The organism is Streptomyces sp. NBC_01304 (assembly GCF_035975855.1).
Lineage (GTDB): Bacteria > Actinomycetota > Actinomycetes > Streptomycetales > Streptomycetaceae > Streptomyces.
Genome location: NZ_CP109055.1, coordinates 257,964 through 275,956, shown reverse-complemented (window position 1 = coordinate 275,956; position 17,993 = coordinate 257,964). Strand labels below are relative to the sequence as shown.

The following is a 17,993-nucleotide window of genomic DNA, read 5'->3' as shown; positions in this document are numbered from 1 at the left end:
ATAGCCCTCAACTCAGAGAGGTAGGCAGTGAGTCGGAGGGCCCGGTAGAACGATGAAGTTCCTGGTCAGTACGGTTTCGCGACGAAGGTCAACCGTGCTGCCAGGAGCTTCGTGCGCCCGTACGCCGCTCATCGATCGACCTGTCCGGCCGCACCCCGGTGTCCTGTCGTCTCGAACCAGTCGCGACGCCTGTTGGGCGCCGCGCCGTGCAGGCTGGTGCACATGAAGTCGAAGGCAGGTCACAGACCCGCCCCGCGTGCGCACTTGGCATGACCTTCGCTTCCGGGCCGACCGCTGGCACGACACCACTCATGATCCACCGGACAGACCCAGACGGCCGGGCCCGGACGGGCGCGACGGGCCCGCGACATATGGCGACCCAGTCACCGCCCCAGGTCGTAGCCGAAGTGCTCGTTGCCATGCTCGGCTGGCACTTTGGGCACACCGAACGCCTGCGGGCCGTGCGTCCACGATCCCGTCGTGGTGAGGGTGCCTTGCGCGGTCGCCGGGAAGTAGTAGACGCCGCCCCTGTCTTCCAGCCGGTAGTTGCCAGGTTCCCTCCTGTTCTCGAATGGAGTGCCCGCGAACAGCTCTGCCCGGCCGTCCCCGGTCACGTCCAACAGCCGCAGCGACGTACCGAAGTGGTCGCCTGCCTTCAACTTGCCCGGGACACCAGGCGTGTTGTGGTTGATGGCCTGCACACCCGCCACGGTCAGCCCGTTCCGGCTGCCGTGGAGCACGATGACGGCTCCGGCAGCCTCGACGGAGCCCAGGCTCTCGTCCGGGGAGCCGATGGCGATGTCCGTACGTCCGTCGCGGTCGCAGTCGCCGACCGCGAGCCGGGCGCCGAAGTCGTCCCCGTCCCGGGTCCCGGCATCGTCGGCCGGTTCCGGAGCGCCGGGCACGCCGGGTGTGCCCTGGTGGAAGATCTGCGCGGACTTCCTGCTCAGCCCGTCGCGGGAACCGGGGTGGACGGCGATGCGCCCTCCGGCCGGGTCGGGGCGCCGGTCGTCACGCGCCGGGGTGAACGTCGCGGTGCTGCCCACGATGAGATCGCCGTACCCGTCGCCGTTCACGTCGCCGATGACCGACTGGGACGGCGTGCCGTTGTCCAGCTTCTTCACCTGCCGGAGATACCCACGCGGCGTACCGGCGTACACAGTGTTTCCGCCGACCACAAGGTCGCACCGGCCATCACCGTTGACGTCGCCCGCGGCGAGGCCGACCCCGTGCTCCTTGAGCGTGACCGGCCTACGGGTGCCGCGCATGGTGATCGGTCCAGGCAGCACCCGGAGGACATGGTTGCCGGCAGTCGTCGCGAGGTCGAGCGATCGGTCACCGTTGAAGTCGCACAGAGCGAGCTCAACACCGAAGGGCGCCTCGCCCGTTCCCGAGTGCCGCAGGAGAAGGCCAGGCCGGCTCCGGCCGAGGCCGGAAGGGCTGCCCCACACCACGGCGATGCTGTACCAGGCCTCCGCACCGTCCACCGCGTTCTCGTAGTGGGACGCCAGCACGAGATCGGCATAGCCGTCGGAGTCGAGGTCGCCGGCGACACTGCGGCCGCCGAACCGGGAGAGTGGTCCGCTCGCGGGGTCGACGCCGGCCTTGGGGACCCCGGAAGACTTGTTGGTGAGTACCTGACGGCGATCTGGTCCGGCTCCCTTCCGGTCGCCGTAGACGATCACCACAGTGTTCGCCTGCGGCGCGGCGAGCACCGCGTCCTGCAAGCCGTCGCCGTTGAAATCGCTGTCGGGCGTGGTCACCCTGTGCTCGGCCGGAGGCCGTACGGCGGGGGCCGTGCCGGGAGCCATCGGCTCGATGTGCCGTGTCTGCTGAGGCGAGGCAGCTGCGGTGGCCCCCTTGCCGGGACTGCTCCCGCCCGGGGCAGCCTCGCAAGCCGTGCCCGCCAGGAGGGCGGCGGCTAGCACGGCCACCGAGCGTCTGGGTGTGCGTCTGTTCATCGCGGCTCCAGGGTGAGTGCAGCGGCCAGATGCCCCTGGAGACGACCAGCACCGCCGCAGGGTTGTACACAGACAGTGATGAGAACCGCCTGATTGACTCTGACTGCGTTTACCCAGCGGCTGCTGAAGGTGCCGCCCGGCTAGGACGGCATGGCATGCCCGACGAGTTCAGCGGCTGCCCATTTGGCCGTGCCTTCGCCTATCCACCGCATGGAATCCGTCGGCGCGCGCATCGAACTCCTCGACCTGGACCTGCAACTGGGCTTCCTGGAAGCCTGGAATCCCGGCGGCGCCCCGAGGCCGGCCATCGACGAGACGGCCCTCAGCCGACGGGAGTAGGGGAGGCGGCCCCTCAACTACGACGGGAGCAAAGCCTGTTGCGTGGCCTGGCGTCGGCGTCCCAGAGCGCGACCGGCGCCGGCCCGGCGGACGAAGAGCCTCGCGCCAGCTCATTGCACCCTCCGTGCAATCGGTGAATACTCCTGCCGGGCCCAACTATTTGCACGATGAGTGTCAATAGTTGTGCCGTCTTGCCCTTGCAACGACTCCCATCGGCATCGAGGAAGCAAGGAAGGCAGAGACAAGCCATGCTTGTGACGACACGGAAGTCGATCACCGGGCTGATCGCCGCGACCATCGCCCTGGCCCTGGCCGGGCCGGGTGCCGCGACCGCCACGCAGCCACGGGCCGTCAAGCCGTCGGCCGCGGCGGACAGCAGCGCGCGCGTGTCCAGCGACTGGCCCGGCTTCGGACACGACCTGGCCAACACCCGCCGCGCCAACGAGTGGTTACTGGACTCGGGGAACGTCAAGAACCTCAACCAGAAGTGGACCGCGGCCGGTGCGGCAGTAACCAGCACGCCCGCCGTGGTCGACGACGTCGTGTACTACTCGGACTTCGCGGGCAACCTCACCGCGCGCAAGGCCGAGTCGGGCGCGCCGCTCTGGCAGACGAAGCTGAATCCCGCCCAACTGCCGGGCTCCCCGGCCGTGGTGGGCGACACGGTCTACAGCGCCGGGTACGGCGGCATGGTGTACGCCGTGGACAAGAAGACCGGCGCCAAGAAGTGGGGTGTGGGCATCGAATCGGCGCCGAACGCGCTGATCTGGTCCTCGCCGGTCGTCGCGGGCGACACGTTGATCATTGGCAGCGGATCGTTCCAGGTGTTCACCCCGGCGAACCCGCCGTTCCAGGGCAGCGTGGTCGGCCTGGACATCAAGACCGGTGCGGTCAAGTGGCGTACGCCGGTGTGCACCGGCACCTGCACCGGGGTGTCGGTGTGGTCCTCAGCCGCGGTCGACACCGATCTGGGCCTGGCCTACCTCGGCACCGGCCAGGCATACAGCGCGCCCGCCGGGCCGATGTCGGACTCGCTCGTCGCGATCGACTACCGCACCGGGAAGATCGCCTGGCACCACCAGTACACCCCCGACGACGTCTTCTCCGACGCGGCGCCCTACGGCAAGGACGCCGACCTGGGCGCGGCCCCGAACCTGTTCACGGTGAACGGCCGCAGGCTGGTCGGCTGCGGTGACAAGGGCGGCTCCTACAAGGCGTTCGACGCCAGGACCGGTGACCTGGTGTGGTCCCGGAAGCTGGTCGAGGGAACTCAGCTCGGCGGCATCGAGCACACCACCGCGTACGCGGACAACACGATCTACGCCGTCGGCAACACCGAGGCGACGGCGACCAGCCGCGCCGATGCCCGGCCCACCGCGGCCACGCTGTTCGCCCTGAACGCCACCACCGGCGCCACCAAGTGGCAGGTCGACCTGCCCGAGGGCGGCTTCGGCGGCGTCGCCGTCGCCAACGGAGTGCTGTACTTCACCACGTGGGAGGGCACGCTGCGCGCCCACAGCGCGGCCACCGGCCGCACGCTGCTGTCCACCTACATCGGCAACCCCGACGGCGCCACCCTCATCGAGAAGGGTGCCGCCGGTGGCCCCACCGTCTCGGGCGGCCGGGTGTACGTCGGCTACGGATGGACCTGGGGTGCCAGTGCCCCAGGCGGGATCCGCTCGATGGGCCTGTACTGACCACCACCCTGCGTCCAGCCCCCGGCCCGCGCACAGCCGGGCTGCCTGCCCGAGGACGGCCAGCCCGGCACCGTCACCCGGGCATCGGCACCTTCACCTGACAAGGAGCACGCATGGCCACCACCGCACCCTCGCCGCACACAGCCCCGATGGCCGCACTGCCCCTGGAACCCTTCGCCCGCGGCTTCCACTTCCCCACCAGCATCGCCTTCGATGAGCAAGGAGAGCTGTACGTCGCCGAGTCGGGGCTGCCGTTCGCCGGTGCGCCCTCCGGGGGCCGAATCTGGCACATCGGCACGGACGGCTGGGGTCTGGTCGCCGACGGACTGCGCACCCCTGTGACCGGACTGACCTGCCACGACGGCGCCCTGTACATCTCGGAGGGCGGCCAACCCGGACGGATCTTGCGGCTCGGCCTGGACGGCGGCCCGCTCGAAGTCGTCCTCGACGACCTGCCGGGCGGCGGCAACTACCAGACCAACATGACCGCCTTCGGGCCGGACGGCCGGCTCTACTTCAGCCAGGGTGCGGCCACCAACACGTCGATCATCGGCCTGGACGCCCTGGACATCGGCTGGCTGAAGAAGATTCCGCACCCGATCGACATCCCGGGCCTCGAGATCGAACTCACCGGGGTGCAGGCCCAGACGGACAACCCCCTCAAGCAGGGCACGAGCGCGGTCACCGGCTCGTTCGCCCAGTTCGGCACCGCGCACCCGGCCGGAACGCGTGTCCGTGCAGAACTGCCGTGCACCTCGGCCGTGATGAGCTGCGAGCCGGACGGCAGCGACCTGCAGCTGGTGGCGTGGGGGCTGCGCAACGCCTTCGGGCTGCTCTTCCTGCCCGATGGTCGCCTGCTGGCCACCGACCAGGGCGCCGACGACCGCGGCAGCCGCCCCGTCGGCAACGTACCGGAGCTGCTGTACGAGGTGCGCGAGGGCGCCTGGTACGGCTGGCCCGACTTCATCGGCGCCATCGCCATCAGCGACGCCCGCTTCGCCCCAGAGCAAGGCGACGCCCCGGACTTCATCCTCGCCAACCACGACGAACTCCCCACCCCGCAAAAGCCGTTGGTCGCCTTCGAGCCGCATGTGTCCGCAGTGAAGATGGACCACGCACCGGACGGACGGATCCTGGTGGCACTCTTCGGCGACGAGATACCCATGACCGCACCGTCTGGGCCACGCGTTGGCAGAAGCTTCGCGCTCGTCGATCCCGCCGACTGGAGCAGCACCACCCTCACGTCCCCGCTGCACCGTCCCATCGACGTCCGCTTCGCACCCGACGGGTATCTCTACGTCCTGGACTTCGGGCACTTCGAGCCGGGCAAGGGCACGATGGAGGCGAGTGCAGGCAGCGGCGCAGTGTGGCGGATGCCCTGGTGAGCACTTCACCACTGACGCACTCCACCCGGACGACATCACTCTCGCCGCGGTGCCGCGGGCGAGTGCTTGCCGTCCTGGACGCCGAGCTGCTCGGCGCGCAGCCGACGCTGTCCGACCCGTGGCCGCACGGCCAACAATGCTTTGCCCAGACTCCTGGCGGCACTCGGTGTCCAGGGGTGTGCACCGGAGCTCGCCGCCCCCGCCTCCCCGACGATCTGGGCGAGTTCGCAGAGGACACCGGCGGGCCGCTCACCCTGACCACGCTCACCGGCCGCGGGCAGGCAGCGACGTGCACGACACCGATGCTCGCGGCGATGACCACCGCTCTCCACTACGTCACCCGCAGGGCCCGCGCGACGCGGCGTTGTCTCGTTTCCAGGGCAGTGCCCAGCACCTAGAGAAGACAGGAAGGCCAATGTCAATCCATCACGCGCTGAATCTGGCGCTGCTCCCCGAGGCCGCGTACGAACGGCACGGAGACCACGACGCCTTGGTGTGCGACGGGCACGTCCACCGCTTCGCACAGCTGCAGGAGCGCGCTGCCACAATCGGCGGCGCGCTGAGCCGGCTCGGCATCCGACCGGGGGACCGGGTCATTGTCCTGATGGCGAACCGGCCCGAGGTGTCCGTCGCGTACAACGCGATCTGGCGGGCCGGCGCCGTGGTCACCCCCGTCATGTTCCTGGTGAGCCCGGCCGAGCTGACGCACATCCTCACCGACTCCGGAGCCCGGGCGATCATCACCGCCTCGGGCCTGCTCGCCACCGTCGCCACAGCCGCAGCCGACGCTCCCGAGCTGCAGCACCTCCTCGTGGTGGACGACCTTCCCCCGGAGGCGGCATCGCGGCTGCCGCACACGCTGGCCGTCGCCACGTTCGCCGACCTCGAAGCCGCAGATGCCGCCGGGATCGTCTCCCGCACGAACGAAGAACTGGCCGCCCTGCTCTACACCGGCGGCACCACCGGCCGCGCCAAAGGCGTCATGCTCAGCCACCGCAACCTGCACGCCTGCTCACTCGCCGCCTACCGGGCCGGCGAGGCACCGGGCCTGACCGACGGGATCACCCGCACTCTCATTCCGCTGCCGCTGTCCCACGCGTACGGACTGATCGTGACCCTGGCCGGCTGGCAGGCCGAACAGCCCCAACTCGGCGTGCTGCAACGCTGGTTCGACCCGGCAGAGTGGCTCGCCCTCGCCCACGAGTACGCCATCCAGCGCACCACCCTGGTCCCCAGCATGATCCAAATGCTGCTCGGGCAACCCCTGGAGGACGCCGATCTGTCCGCGCTGCGGCTGGTCAACAGCGGCGGCGCTCCGCTGCCGTACGAGACTCGGCTCGCCTGGCAGGAGCGCTTGCCCCACAGCCGCATCCTGGAGGGCTACGGCCTGACGGAATCCGGCTCGGTCGTCTCCGCCACCCGGCCCGACGCCATCCGCCCCAACTCCGTCGGCCGGCCACTGCCCGGGTACACCGTCGAGATCCGCGACGATGCGGGCCGCGCCGTGCCCGTCGGCAGCGACGGTGAGATCTGCGTACGCTCCGCCGGTGTCATGGCCGGCTACTGGCACGCCCCCACCCTCACCGCCCGGACGCTGCGCGACGACTGGCTGCACACCGGCGACATCGGCCACCTCGACAAAGACGGCTTCCTCTACGTCGTCGACCGCAAGAAGGACCTCATCCTGCGCGGCGGTTTCAACGTCTTCCCCCGCGACGTCGAAGACGCCCTCATCACCCACCCGCACGTCGCCCAGGCCGGCGTGGTCGGCCGCCCCGATCCCCGCCTGGGCGAAGAGGTCGTCGCCTTCGTCGCCCTGCACCCCGGCCGCCGGACGGATTCCGCAGAGCTGATCGCGTACGCGCGCGACCATCTGGCGGCCCACAAATACCCGCGCGAAATCCACGTCCTCGACCAACTCCCCCTGACCAGCGTCGGAAAGCTCGACCGCAACGCACTGCGTGCCTACACCGAGCCGGACCGCACACCACAGTCAGGAACCGCCGCGCTGCGGCCGGCCGAGGGCCTGTGACGTGTCCTGGCCGGGCCCCTTGGCCGATGGAGCAGGCCGCAGCGTTGACATGGAGGCCGCCGTGGCCGACCGTTGCCGGACAGCTTTCCCGGCCACCGCCTCATCGACCGGCGCAGCCGGACTGCCGACCACCCTGTTCCAGCACCCCGAAAGAGACCCCCGACGCCTGCCGGCCGCAACAGCGCCGGGGCATCCCGAGACGGTACGTACATGACGAAGCGACCAACCACCTCGCGGTACACCGCCCTGGCCGAGTCGGCCCTTGCCCCGACGGCTCGGCCACCCGCCACGTCGAGCGCAGCCTCGGCGACGAGCACACCGTGCGCGGGTGTCGAAGCCGAGCAGGGCGCCGTCGCTGCCGGCCGTGGCGTGCAGAGCAACCGAGCTCCCGAGGCGATGGGCCCTGCCGCCCCAACTCCGTCAGACCAGCCCGTGGACGGTCGTGCGGCCCGCTCTCAACGGACGCGCCTTGCCATCATCGATGCCATTCGCACCTTGAACACCGAGGGCGACCTGCGGCCGACCGCACCGCGCATCGCCAAGCAGGCCGGTGTGTCCCTGCGTACCGTCTGGCAGCACTTCGACGACATGGAGAGTCTGCTCGCCCACGCCGGACGGCGGGACGTGGAGATCCTGCTGTCCCTGATCGAACCGATCTCGCCGCACGGAACACGGGCCGAGCGGGTCGAGGCGTTCGTCGCGCAGCGAGCGAGGGTGCTGGAGGTCATGGCGCCGAGTTGGCGGGCAGCCCGCATTCACGAACCGTTCTCCGAGGAACTGCGGCTCATCAAGCAGGAGACGCTCGCGTTGGCTCGCGCCGACGTGGAGACGGTGTTCCGCACGGAACTGGCCCAACTACCCGAACCATCCCGCACAGAGCTCGTGGACGCCCTCCTCGCGACAAGCGTCTGGCCGCACTGGGACACACTGCGCAGCGACCTCCACCTGGATCCGGAGCAGGCACGCACCGTGCTCGGCCTGACCATCAGCGGGCTCCTCAACCTTGCTGGTCCGGGGTGACCTGGGCCGTGATGTCGTTCTGGAGGCCTGCGGATCACGGCAGTTGACCCGCGTCCCTGGCTGCACTCGGCACACCGTTGCGGCGGGGCGCAGGCCTCCTGGACGCGCTTCGCCCGGAGCGGATTGCCTGTACTTGGAGGGCCGTTGCTCGGTGCGGGTGGCGGCCATCGGACTGCGACGCAATGCTCCTCCTGGTCCCCGGCGGACACCTCGCCGAGGACCTATTCGGCCTCGGCGACGACGTGCTCGGGTGGGCGATCCGCCACGGCCGCCCCGACGACGTCGAGCGCATCGCCGACGAGCTCGACCGCCGCTACCCGCCCGCCCCGCTCCCCGAGGCCGCGGACGCACACACGACACCGAGCGGTGGATCGCCGAGCGCGAGTACACCGAACATGCAACAGCGCACTGCCCACTCCGGCGAGCAACTACGCGAGATGTACCGCGACCGCAGCTGGGCGCAGTACACGGCCGCTGAGGAGGCAAATTACGGTTATCTCCTCTCCCGCGAGGAGCACGCGGCCGGAGTGGACCTCCGCAAGTCTGTTCAGCGGTCCCGTGCACATCGCGTACACCCGCGCCTCGGAAGAGCTGACGCGCGTCCGTTGCTGGCTCGCTCGGATGCTGCGCGCATCTCCACAGCCCTGTCCGGCCGGCCAGGGTCTGCACCCCGCGCGATCCTCATGACTGGGATGCCGGGCGCAGGCAAGACGACCCTCGCCCGAGCTCTTGAGCAGGCCGCGTCGGCCGCACCTCGCGCGAGGTCAGCGACGCCGTCGTCGATTTCCGCCAGATGGTGCACATGATGGTTGTGCGGGGACGGGTGCCGTGGTCCGGTTCCAGGGCGTGTTGCCTATACGGTGCAGTGTCTACGGCGTTACATAGTGGGCGCCGGAATCTGGAGGCACCACCGCATGCTTATTGCTCAGCGCCCGTCGCTGACCGAAGAGGTCGTCGACGAATTTCGCTCCCGGTTCGTCATTGAGCCGCTGGAGCCGGGCTTTGGTTACACCCTCGGCAACTCCCTGCGTCGTACGCTCCTCTCCTCGATTCCCGGTGCTGCGGTTACCAGCATCCGGGTCGACGGTGTCCTGCACGAGTTCACCACCGTGCCGGGCGTCAAGGAGGACGTCACCGACCTCATCCTCAACATCAAGCAGCTGGTCGTCTCCTCGGAGCACGACGAGCCGGTCGTGATGTACCTGCGCAAGCAGGGTCCCGGCCTGGTCACCGCTGCTGACATCGCGCCGCCGGCCGGTGTCGAGGTGCACAACCCGGACCTGGTCCTCGCCACGCTCAACGGCAAGGGCAAGCTCGAGATGGAGCTGACCGTCGAGCGCGGTCGCGGCTACGTCTCCGCCGTTCAGAACAAGCAGGTCGGTCAGGAGATCGGGCGCATCCCGGTCGACTCGATCTACTCGCCGGTTCTCAAGGTCACCTACAAGGTCGAGGCGACCCGAGTCGAGCAGCGCACCGACTTCGACAAGCTCATCGTCGACGTCGAGACCAAGCAGGCCATGCGCCCGCGTGACGCCATGGCGTCGGCCGGCAAGACCCTGGTCGAGCTGTTCGGTCTGGCCCGCGAGCTCAACATCGACGCCGAGGGCATCGACATGGGCCCGTCCCCCGTCGACACTGCCCTGGCAGCCGACCTGGCGCTGCCGATCGAGGACCTCGACCTCACGGTCCGCTCGTACAACTGCCTCAAGCGTGAAGGCGTGCACACAGTCGGTGAGCTCGTTGCCCGCTCCGAGGCGGACCTGCTCGACATCCGCAACTTCGGTGCGAAGTCGATCGACGAGGTCAAGGAGAAGCTGGCCGGCATGGGCATGGGCCTCAAGGACAGCCCGCCCGGTTTCGACCCCGCCAGCGCCGCCGACACCTTCGGCGGCGATGACGCGCACACCGGGTTCAGCGAGACCGAGCAGTACTGACCGTAGGTTTGCATCGGGTAGGCGCGGCGAGTCTCGCCCCGACGGTGGCCGCGTCTCTCGTCAGTCTCTCTCGCCGCGCCGCTCGGGCCGGGTACGCACCAAGCCCCAGGTCATCGCGGGCAGGGGGGCACAGCCATGCCGGGCGCGGAGTCCAGGGCTCTGATGCACGACCGCGGAAGACAGAACGGGGACACGCTGGAGCGGTCTCGGCGTACGGCCTGCCGAGCGATGGCGGGCAGTGGGGTGCAGCTGGACGCGGAGTGGACCCGCGCCGAGGCCGACGATCACCACGACTGGGTGCACGAGATGCTCTCCGGTACGCCCGGTGTGCGGATCACTCACGGCAAGCGCTGCCGCGTTCGCCGTGAGCTCTCCCACCCACTTGTCGTGGCGGGTCGGGGAGGCCTGTGGATCAACCTGGCGGACTCTCCGCTAACGTCAGGGTATGAGTCATCCGCACCCTGAGTTGAAGCCTGCCCCGCCGCTGCCGAAGGGAGGGCTCAGGGTCGTCGCCCTGGGCGGCCTGGGCGAGATCGGCCGCAACATGACCGTCTTCGAGTATGCGGGCAAGCTGCTCATCGTCGACTGCGGTGTGTTGTTCCCGGAAGAGAACCAGCCGGGCGTTGATGTGATCCTCCCCGACTTCACCTGGATCCGGGACCGTCTGGACGACGTCGTGGCCCTGGTGCTGACGCATGGCCATGAGGATCACATCGGGGCAGTGCCCTATCTGCTGCGGGAGCGGCGGGACATTCCGGTGGTCGCCTCCAAGCTGACGCTGGCCTTCTTGGAGGCCAAGCTGAAAGAGCATCACATCAAGCCCCGCACCGTCCGGGTGCGGGAGGGTGACCGGCGTGAATTCGGGCCGTTCGGCTGCGAGTTCGTGGCGGTCAACCACTCCATTCCGGACGGTCTCGCGGTCGCGATCCGCACTGGCGCGGGGATGGTGCTGCACACCGGTGACTTCAAGATGGATCAGTTCCCGCTGGACGACCGCATCACGGACCTGCGCGCTTTCGCGCGGCTGGGTGAGGAGGGTGTCGACCTTTTCCTCACCGACTCCACCAACGCCGAGGTGCCAGGTTTCACCACCTCGGAGCGTGAGCTGACCCCGGCCATCGACCACGTCATGCGCACCGCCCCGCGCCGGGTGATCGTCTCGAGTTTCGCCAGCCATGTGCACCGCATTCAGCAGGTCCTGGATGCTGCCCAGGAGCACGGCCGCAAGGTCGCCTTCGTGGGCCGCTCGATGGTGCGCAACATGGGCATCGCCCGGGAGCTGGGCTATCTGAAGGTCCCGTCCGGTCTGGTCGTCACCACCAAGGACCTGGAGAAGCTGCCCGACCACAAGATCACCCTCGTCTGTACCGGATCGCAGGGCGAGCCGATGGCCGCCCTGTCCCGGATGGCGAATCGCGACCACATGATCCGCATCGGCGAGGGCGACACCGTGCTGCTCGCCAGCTCCCTCATCCCCGGCAATGAGAACGCCATCTACCGGGTGATCAATGGGCTGACCCGGTGGGGCGCCCATGTCGTCCACAAGGGCAACGCCAAGGTGCACGTCTCCGGGCACGCCAGTGCCGGTGAACTCGTCTACTGCTACAACATCGTCAAGCCCCGTAACGTCATGCCCGTGCACGGCGAGTGGAAGCACATGCGGGCCAACGCCGATCTGGCGATCCGTACTGGTGTCGACCCCGACCATGTGGTCATCGCCGAGGACGGCGTCGTCGTCGACCTCATCGAGGGCCGGGCCAGGATCACCGGCAAGGTGCCGGCGGGCAATGTCTACGTGGACGGCATGGAAGTCGGCGGCGCCACCGAAGCCTCCCTCAAGGACCGCCTCACCCTGGCCGAGGAAGGTGTGGTCACCGTCGTGGCCCTCGTCGATGCGAACACGGGGGCGCTGACCGAGCCGCCGGACTTCCTGGCCCGGGGCTTCGTCCACGACGAGACGACCTTCGAGCCGGTCGTACCCGTGATCGAGAAGACGCTGGCCAAGGCGGCGGAGGAGGGCGTCGGCGACGCACACCAGCTCGAACAGCTCATCGCCCGCGCGGTGGCGAACTGGGCCTTTCGCACCCACCGCCGCAGGCCCATGGTCATCCCCGTCATCATCGACGCCTGACGCTCCTCGCCAGAGGTAGCCTGCGGCAGCTGGCGGCGCCCCTCGGCGTGGTGGGACGCCGAGGGGCGCGGTGCACGGCAGGGCGGCCTCGGCGGGATCGCCGTGGCTGCCGACTGCGTGTCGGCCGGTCATCGGGATTCCTTCGTGGATATCCGCGCCTTGAGGCGGGGGAGGAAGCGAAGGTCTTGCAGGGCAGGGTGTGCCGGTTCGCCCCCGGGGCGGGCGGGCGTTGTCAGTGGTGGCGGCTAGTTGGCCCGCCGCGTGATTACCGTGGCGAAGCAGACCCCGGAACGCGCCCGCAACGGAGTCCACGGTCGGTATCGACCTGGGTCTGGGGCACTTCGCCGTCTTGTCGGACGGCACAAAGGTCGACAGCCCGCAGTTCCTGCGTCGCGCCGAGCCGAGCAACGACTCAAGCGGGCGCAGCAGAACTTGAGCAGGAAGGCGAAGGGCTCGAAGAACCGGGCGAAGGCCCGGGCCAGGCTGGCCCAGCTGCATGGCAAGGTCGCCGATGCGCGGCGCGAGTTCCACCACCAGCTCTCCACACGGCTGATCCGCGAAAACCAAGCGGCGCCGTCGAGGACCGGGCGGTCAAGGCATTCGCTCGTACCCGCATGGTCAGGAGCATCCACGACGCGGGCTGGGCGCGGTTCGTGCAGATGCTGGAGTACAAGGCCGCCCTCTACGGGGGTTCGAGCCGACCAGTCGGGTGAGCTCGACCTGCGGGGTGGAAGACGGCACCAAACCCCTCGATGTCCGGCACTGGATGTGCGCTGCGTGCGGTGCGTCCCATGACCGGGACATCAACGCCGCAATGAACATCAAGAAGGCCGCCGGACTGGCGGTGACAGCCTGCGGAGCGCAGGTAAGACCGGAACGTGTTCCGGCCCCGCGCGATGAAACAGGAACCCATCCGAAGGCCTCCTCTCTTGCAGCGGCGGGTCAGGCGGGAATCCCCATTCAGTAGGGCGGGGGGATGCCAAGCGTTGGCGATCAGCGCGCGCGTACGCCGTCGATGGCGATCGTAAGTAGGAGGTCGGCCTCGGCCGGGCCGTCGGCTTCCTGCTCGGTGGCCAGCGCGATGGCGCCGACGAGTTTCAGCAGTTGGGTGACGGTGATCTCGGGGCGCACGGCGTCTGCTGCTCGGGCGCGCGCGAGGAGGGCGTCGCCGGCATTGGTGATCATGTCGTGGCAGGTCTCGCCGAGTGTCGGGTCCGCGTCGCGCATCAGGGACGCCCCGAGTCCCCGGTTGGCCACGGCGTGTGTGACGACGGCGCGGAGCCAGGTGGACAGGGCCTCGCCCGGGTCGGGTGCGGCGAGCAGGTCGTCGGCTTTCGCGCGCAGGGCCTCCACCCGGTCCTTGAAGACCGCCTCCAGGAGTGCCTGGCGGGAGGGGAAGTGGCGATGCAGGGTGGCCGAGCCGACTCCGGCGCGACGGGCGACTTCCTCCAGGGAGGCGTCGGCGCCTTGTTCGGCGATCAGGGTCCCGGCTGCGGCCACGATCCTTTCGGCGTTGCGGCGGGCGTCGGCGCGCATCGTCCGGCGCGGCGGGGCGGCGTCCTGGGGCACGAGCACTCCTGACGGCTTGAAAAGTGGGGTGGTCCTCCATATCGTAGCGAACGTGAAACGGAGGGCCACCCCACTTACTGGGTGGCTCTGCTTCGCCATGGATGCGATGAAGAGGAAGAACATGAAGCTGAGTCACAAGACTGTCGTGGTGGCAGGAGCAACCGGTCTGCAGGGCAGGGCTGTTACGCATCACCTGCTCCGGGACGGCTGGCAGGTGCGCGCACTGACCCGCGACCCGAACGGGACGCAGGCCACCGCACTGGCGCAGGCCGGGGCGCAGGTCGTACGGGCACAGATGGAGGACGTCGACTCCATGGCCGCCGCAGCGGAGGGAGCCTGGGGCATGTTCAGCGTCCAGCCCACCGTAGGCTCGCCCGGCACTGCGCCGGACTTCAGCACCGAGGACGAGGTGCGCTGGGGTGTGCACGTCGCCGAGGCCGCGCACGTCGCAGGCATCGGGCACTTCGTCTTCACGTCGGTCGCCGAAGCGGACCGGCACCTCGACGAGAAGCTGCCGGTGAACCTGGTCAGCAAGTGGCGGATCGAGCAGCACATCGCCGCGCTCGGCCTGCCCGCAACGATCCTGAGGCCGGTGTCCTTCATGGAGAACTTCACCGGCGGATACGCACTGAGGGACGGGAATCTGTCCACCGGGCTCGCACCGGAGGTCCCGCAGCAGATCATGGCCGTCGACGATGTCGGTGCCGTGGCGGCGCTGGCGTTCTCCCGGCCGAAGAAGTGGATCGGCCGGGAGGTTTCCCTGGCGGGGGACGAACTCACGCCGGTTCAGATCGCTTCGGCCATCGGTAAGGCGCTCGGCATTACGCTGCCCTACGTCCAGGTCCCCATCGATGCGATCCGGGCCCTGAGTGAAGACTTCGCCTACGCCAACGATTGGCTCAACGAACTCGGCTACCGCGCCGACATTGCCGCCACCCGGAAGATTCACCCCGCCGCGATGGACTTCGGCACCTGGCTGGAGCGCACCGGTGCGTCCCAGATCGCCGCTTTCCTGGACTCCACGCGCACCGCAGGGCAGCACGCGTGAGCGCCCGCGGCACCCATGGCCTCGGACGCATCGGGATCTGGGCGGGGGACTTCGACCATCTCTCCGCAACCGGGGTCCGTAAGGCCGCCGCAGTGATCGAGGACCTCGGCTATGGCACCTTGTGGTTCCCCGAGCTCATGGGACGGGAGGCCATGGCGCAGGCCGCGATCCTCCTGTCGGTCACCCGGCACATGAGCGTGGCCGCCGGCATGACCGACATCTACGCCCGCGATCCGGTCACGGCCGCCGCCGCGCAGCGCACCCTGGAGGAGGCGTTCCCCGGACGGTTCCTGCTCAGCCTGTGGGACAGCCACCCCAGCCTGGCCGAGGACATCCGCCGTCACCACTTCGGCCCACCCCTGGCCACCATGCGCTCCTACCTCGACGCGCTGGACACCGCCCCGTTCGGGCCACCCGACACGGCTGCCTCACCGCACCGCGTACTCGCCGCCCTGGACCGCGACATGCTCGCCCTTGCCGCCGAACGCGCCCGGGGCGCAACGGTGTTGGGCATGCCCATCGAGTACACCCGAACCGCCAGGACCCTCCTCGGCGACGACGGTCTGTTGGCCATCACCCAGATGTGCGTACTCAGCCACGACCACACGGTCACCGCCGACCTGGCCCGCACCACCGCCGCGGCGGCCCTGCCCAACCGCCGCGAGCTGCTGCGAGGGCTTGGGTACGGGAACCCGGAGGCGCTCAACGACCGGCTGGTCGACTCGCTGGTGGCCCACGGCAGTGCCGAGGACATTGCCCACCGTGTCCAACAGCACTTGGATGCCGGAGCCGACCACGTCAGCCTCCACCTCATGACGACCACACCCGATTCGCCGCCCGTACGGGAGTGGGAGCAACTCGCCATGCACCTCGCCGCCTGACCGGTCCAGGCCAGTGGCGAGTCTGCTGAACATACAGCTCAAACCCTGTTTCGGGGCCCACCAGTTCAACGACGGCAGGTACCCCGACGCAAGGAATCCCGCGTATACCGCGCAGGACAGGGCCAGCGCTGTGATCGGCGCGGAGTAATGCTCAGGACTTGTGGATCGGCTCCTCTGGAGGACGCACGAAGGGCGTACCTTCCGAGTGAGTGATCGTCAAGTCACCGAGTAGGCCCGCGCTGCGAACCCGGGTCGGGAAGGCACGCCCGTGCTCACGTAGTCAACGAAGACGGCACCACCGAGGCCGGTTCCCTGATTGACGAGATCGTCCGGGAGGGCGCGAGGCGGATGCTGGCCGCCGCACTGGAGGCGGAAGTTGACCAGTACATAGCCGAGCTCGCCGGGCAGTGGGACGAGGCCGGTCGCCGACTGATGGTCCGTAACGGCCGGCACAGTCCCCGAACGGTGACCACGGCCGCCGGGCTCGTCGAGGTCGCCGCCCCGCGTGTGAACGACAAGCGCGTCGACGAGGCCACCGGTGAGCGCAAGCGGTTCTCCTCGAAGATCCTCCCGCCGTGGTGCCGAAAGTCCCCGAAGATCAGCGAGGTCCTGCCGCTGCTCTACCTCCACGGCCTGCCCTCCGGCGACTTCGTGCCCGCAATGGAACAGTTCCTGGGTTCTTCGGCCGGCCTGTCGCCAGCCACTGTGACGCGGCTGACGAAGCAGTGGACCGCTGACCACGCCGAGTTCCAGCGCCGTGACCTGGCCGAATCCGACTACGTCTACGTCTGGGCCGACGGCGTCCACCCCAAGGTCCGCCTGTCCGAGACGCACTCCTGCCTCCTGGTCCTCCTGGTCCTGATGGGCGTCCGGGTCGACGGCACCAAGGAACTCGTCGAGCGCGAGGAAGTCTCAGCAGCCTGAGCTACGTCATGATCAGAGGACTTGACACGTGCACGTTCATGGCCGGCCTCATACGGATGGTCGACCGCGCCCGAGCAGTCCGCTCACCTCGCCGGCGAGGGCGACCGAGGCATCGATCTCGACTTTGCGGATCGACACGCTCTCTACGAGGAAGCCGAACGGCATGCCGAGCCTGCGGCAGAAGGCGACCAGGTCACGGGCGTTGGCCAAGCAGTGCTCGTACGACTCGGCCAGGGTGTCGTCGGCGTGGAGCAGAGAGTTCTCAATCCAGCGTGGCACGTCGACTCCGAGCCATTTGAGGAACGTCAGCGTCTTCACCGAGCCGCATACCGAGAGCGTGAACACGACGGGCTTGGGTGTGAGCCGCCGCTCGCGGCAGGCGTAGTAGTAGTCGGAGACCATGCTCTTCACCGCGTCGGTGTTGTAGACGACCTGCGAGATGAAGTACGCGCATCCCGCCTCCTGCTTGGCGAGCAGCCGCAGATGCTCGTCGGGCCGCTCGGTGATGGCGACGCCGCCGAGCAGCAGCTCCGGGCGGACGTCGCGGCGCAGGGCCTGCGCCTCGGACAGGCGGGTCCGCACCGTCTTGTCTTTCGAGGCCGCACCGACGAAGACGCTGAGCACTCGGTCCGTGTCGGCCATCTGCAGCCAAGTCCGCAGCTCCGCCTCGGGGTACTTGCCGACGCACCGGTAGATAACCGCAGGGCGGTTCCACTCGCCGAGGTATTCCGCGTGGTAGGCGGCGGGGTCCATGGTCGGCAGGTACGGAAACGGCCGCTCCGCAGGATTGCGGTCGCTCTCGTCGTCGATGTCGTAGAGCGCCAGACCGTCCAGGTCGAGGAGTTCCAACCGTGCCAACGTGGCCGCGGTGATCTCCCGTATCCGCTCGGGAGCGGTGCTCAGACGCGGCGGCGTGATGCCAAACAGCAGGATGCCGCTCTCGGCGTCGGCGTTGGTCACCAGCGTCCGGAGAGCCGTGCTGTCTCTGTGGTCGATCATGTCGCGGAAGCTACCAGCTCATTCACCAGGCAGCAGGCGAACGCCGCTCTGTGAGACCGGATTCGACCGCTCT

At 68.9% G+C, this 17,993-nt stretch carries 14 protein-coding genes and 2 pseudogenes; 13 read left to right on the top strand and 3 right to left on the bottom strand.

Features of this window, described 5'->3' with window-relative positions; all coding sequences use genetic code 11:
- Positions 1 to 383: 383 nt before the first annotated feature.
- Positions 384 to 1,961: an FG-GAP and VCBS repeat-containing protein gene (locus OG430_RS01180; protein ID WP_327350454.1), complete on the bottom strand. Its 1,578-nt coding sequence runs from the start codon at positions 1,959 to 1,961 to the stop codon at positions 384 to 386.
- Positions 1,962 to 2,171: 210 nt separating this feature from the next.
- Between OG430_RS01180 and OG430_RS01175 the strand changes: the two genes are divergently transcribed.
- From OG430_RS01175 to OG430_RS01130, 10 genes and pseudogenes are all read left to right on the top strand, one after another.
- Positions 2,172 to 2,300, top strand: coding sequence for a hypothetical protein (locus tag OG430_RS01175; protein WP_327350453.1), 129 nt, complete (start codon positions 2,172 to 2,174; stop codon positions 2,298 to 2,300).
- A gap of 248 nt (positions 2,301 to 2,548) precedes the next feature.
- Positions 2,549 to 3,997 carry an outer membrane protein assembly factor BamB family protein gene (locus OG430_RS01170; protein WP_327350452.1) on the top strand — a complete coding sequence of 483 codons (1,449 nt, stop codon included), beginning with the start codon at positions 2,549 to 2,551 and terminating at the stop codon, positions 3,995 to 3,997.
- A 113-nt stretch (positions 3,998 to 4,110) separates the two neighbouring features.
- A complete protein-coding gene (locus OG430_RS01165) occupies positions 4,111 to 5,382 on the top strand; it encodes a PQQ-dependent sugar dehydrogenase (protein ID WP_327350451.1) in 1,272 nt (423 codons plus the stop codon).
- 176 nt (positions 5,383 to 5,558) lie between these two features.
- Positions 5,559 to 5,780 (top strand): hypothetical protein, encoded by a 222-nt coding sequence (locus tag OG430_RS01160; RefSeq protein ID WP_327350450.1) that lies wholly within the window; start codon positions 5,559 to 5,561, stop codon positions 5,778 to 5,780.
- Between the two features lie 17 nt (positions 5,781 to 5,797).
- A complete protein-coding gene (locus OG430_RS01155; protein WP_327350449.1) occupies positions 5,798 to 7,414 on the top strand; it encodes a class I adenylate-forming enzyme family protein in 1,617 nt (538 codons plus the stop codon).
- Positions 7,415 to 7,624: 210 nt separating this feature from the next.
- Positions 7,625 to 8,434 carry a TetR/AcrR family transcriptional regulator gene (locus tag OG430_RS01150; RefSeq protein WP_327350448.1) on the top strand — a complete coding sequence of 270 codons (810 nt, stop codon included), beginning with the start codon at positions 7,625 to 7,627 and terminating at the stop codon, positions 8,432 to 8,434.
- 182 nt (positions 8,435 to 8,616) lie between these two features.
- Positions 8,617 to 9,240 (top strand): zeta toxin family protein, encoded by a 624-nt coding sequence (locus OG430_RS01145; protein ID WP_327350447.1) that lies wholly within the window; start codon positions 8,617 to 8,619, stop codon positions 9,238 to 9,240.
- A gap of 108 nt (positions 9,241 to 9,348) precedes the next feature.
- Positions 9,349 to 10,368: a DNA-directed RNA polymerase subunit alpha gene (locus OG430_RS01140; protein ID WP_327350446.1), complete on the top strand. Its 1,020-nt coding sequence runs from the start codon at positions 9,349 to 9,351 to the stop codon at positions 10,366 to 10,368.
- A 445-nt stretch (positions 10,369 to 10,813) separates the two neighbouring features.
- Positions 10,814 to 12,499: a ribonuclease J gene (locus OG430_RS01135; protein ID WP_327350445.1), complete on the top strand. Its 1,686-nt coding sequence runs from the start codon at positions 10,814 to 10,816 to the stop codon at positions 12,497 to 12,499.
- Positions 12,500 to 12,794: 295 nt separating this feature from the next.
- Positions 12,795 to 13,466: pseudogene (locus tag OG430_RS01130) on the top strand (RNA-guided endonuclease InsQ/TnpB family protein); the annotation flags it as partial.
- 26 nt (positions 13,467 to 13,492) lie between these two features.
- Here the strand turns inward: OG430_RS01130 and OG430_RS01125 are convergent.
- Positions 13,493 to 14,068: a TetR/AcrR family transcriptional regulator gene (locus OG430_RS01125; protein ID WP_327350444.1), complete on the bottom strand. Its 576-nt coding sequence runs from the start codon at positions 14,066 to 14,068 to the stop codon at positions 13,493 to 13,495.
- A 121-nt stretch (positions 14,069 to 14,189) separates the two neighbouring features.
- Here OG430_RS01125 and OG430_RS01120 point away from each other — a divergent pair, with 121 nt between their 5' ends.
- The 3 genes and pseudogenes from OG430_RS01120 to OG430_RS01110 form a co-directional block, all read left to right on the top strand.
- Complete coding sequence (locus OG430_RS01120; RefSeq protein ID WP_327350443.1) at positions 14,190 to 15,116, top strand: NmrA/HSCARG family protein; 927 nt, start codon at positions 14,190 to 14,192, stop codon at positions 15,114 to 15,116.
- Positions 15,113 to 15,997, top strand: a complete 885-nt coding sequence (locus OG430_RS01115) for an LLM class flavin-dependent oxidoreductase (protein WP_327350442.1) — start codon at positions 15,113 to 15,115, stop codon at positions 15,995 to 15,997. The genes OG430_RS01120 and OG430_RS01115 overlap by 4 nt, the downstream gene beginning before the upstream one ends.
- Positions 15,998 to 16,309: 312 nt before the next feature.
- Positions 16,310 to 16,894: pseudogene (locus OG430_RS01110) on the top strand (transposase); the annotation flags it as partial.
- A 75-nt stretch (positions 16,895 to 16,969) separates the two neighbouring features.
- Here the strand turns inward: OG430_RS01110 and OG430_RS01105 are convergent.
- Entirely contained in the window at positions 16,970 to 17,920 is a 951-nt protein-coding gene (locus tag OG430_RS01105) for a methylenetetrahydrofolate reductase (RefSeq protein ID WP_327350441.1), read from the bottom strand.
- Positions 17,921 to 17,993 lie beyond the last annotated feature (73 nt).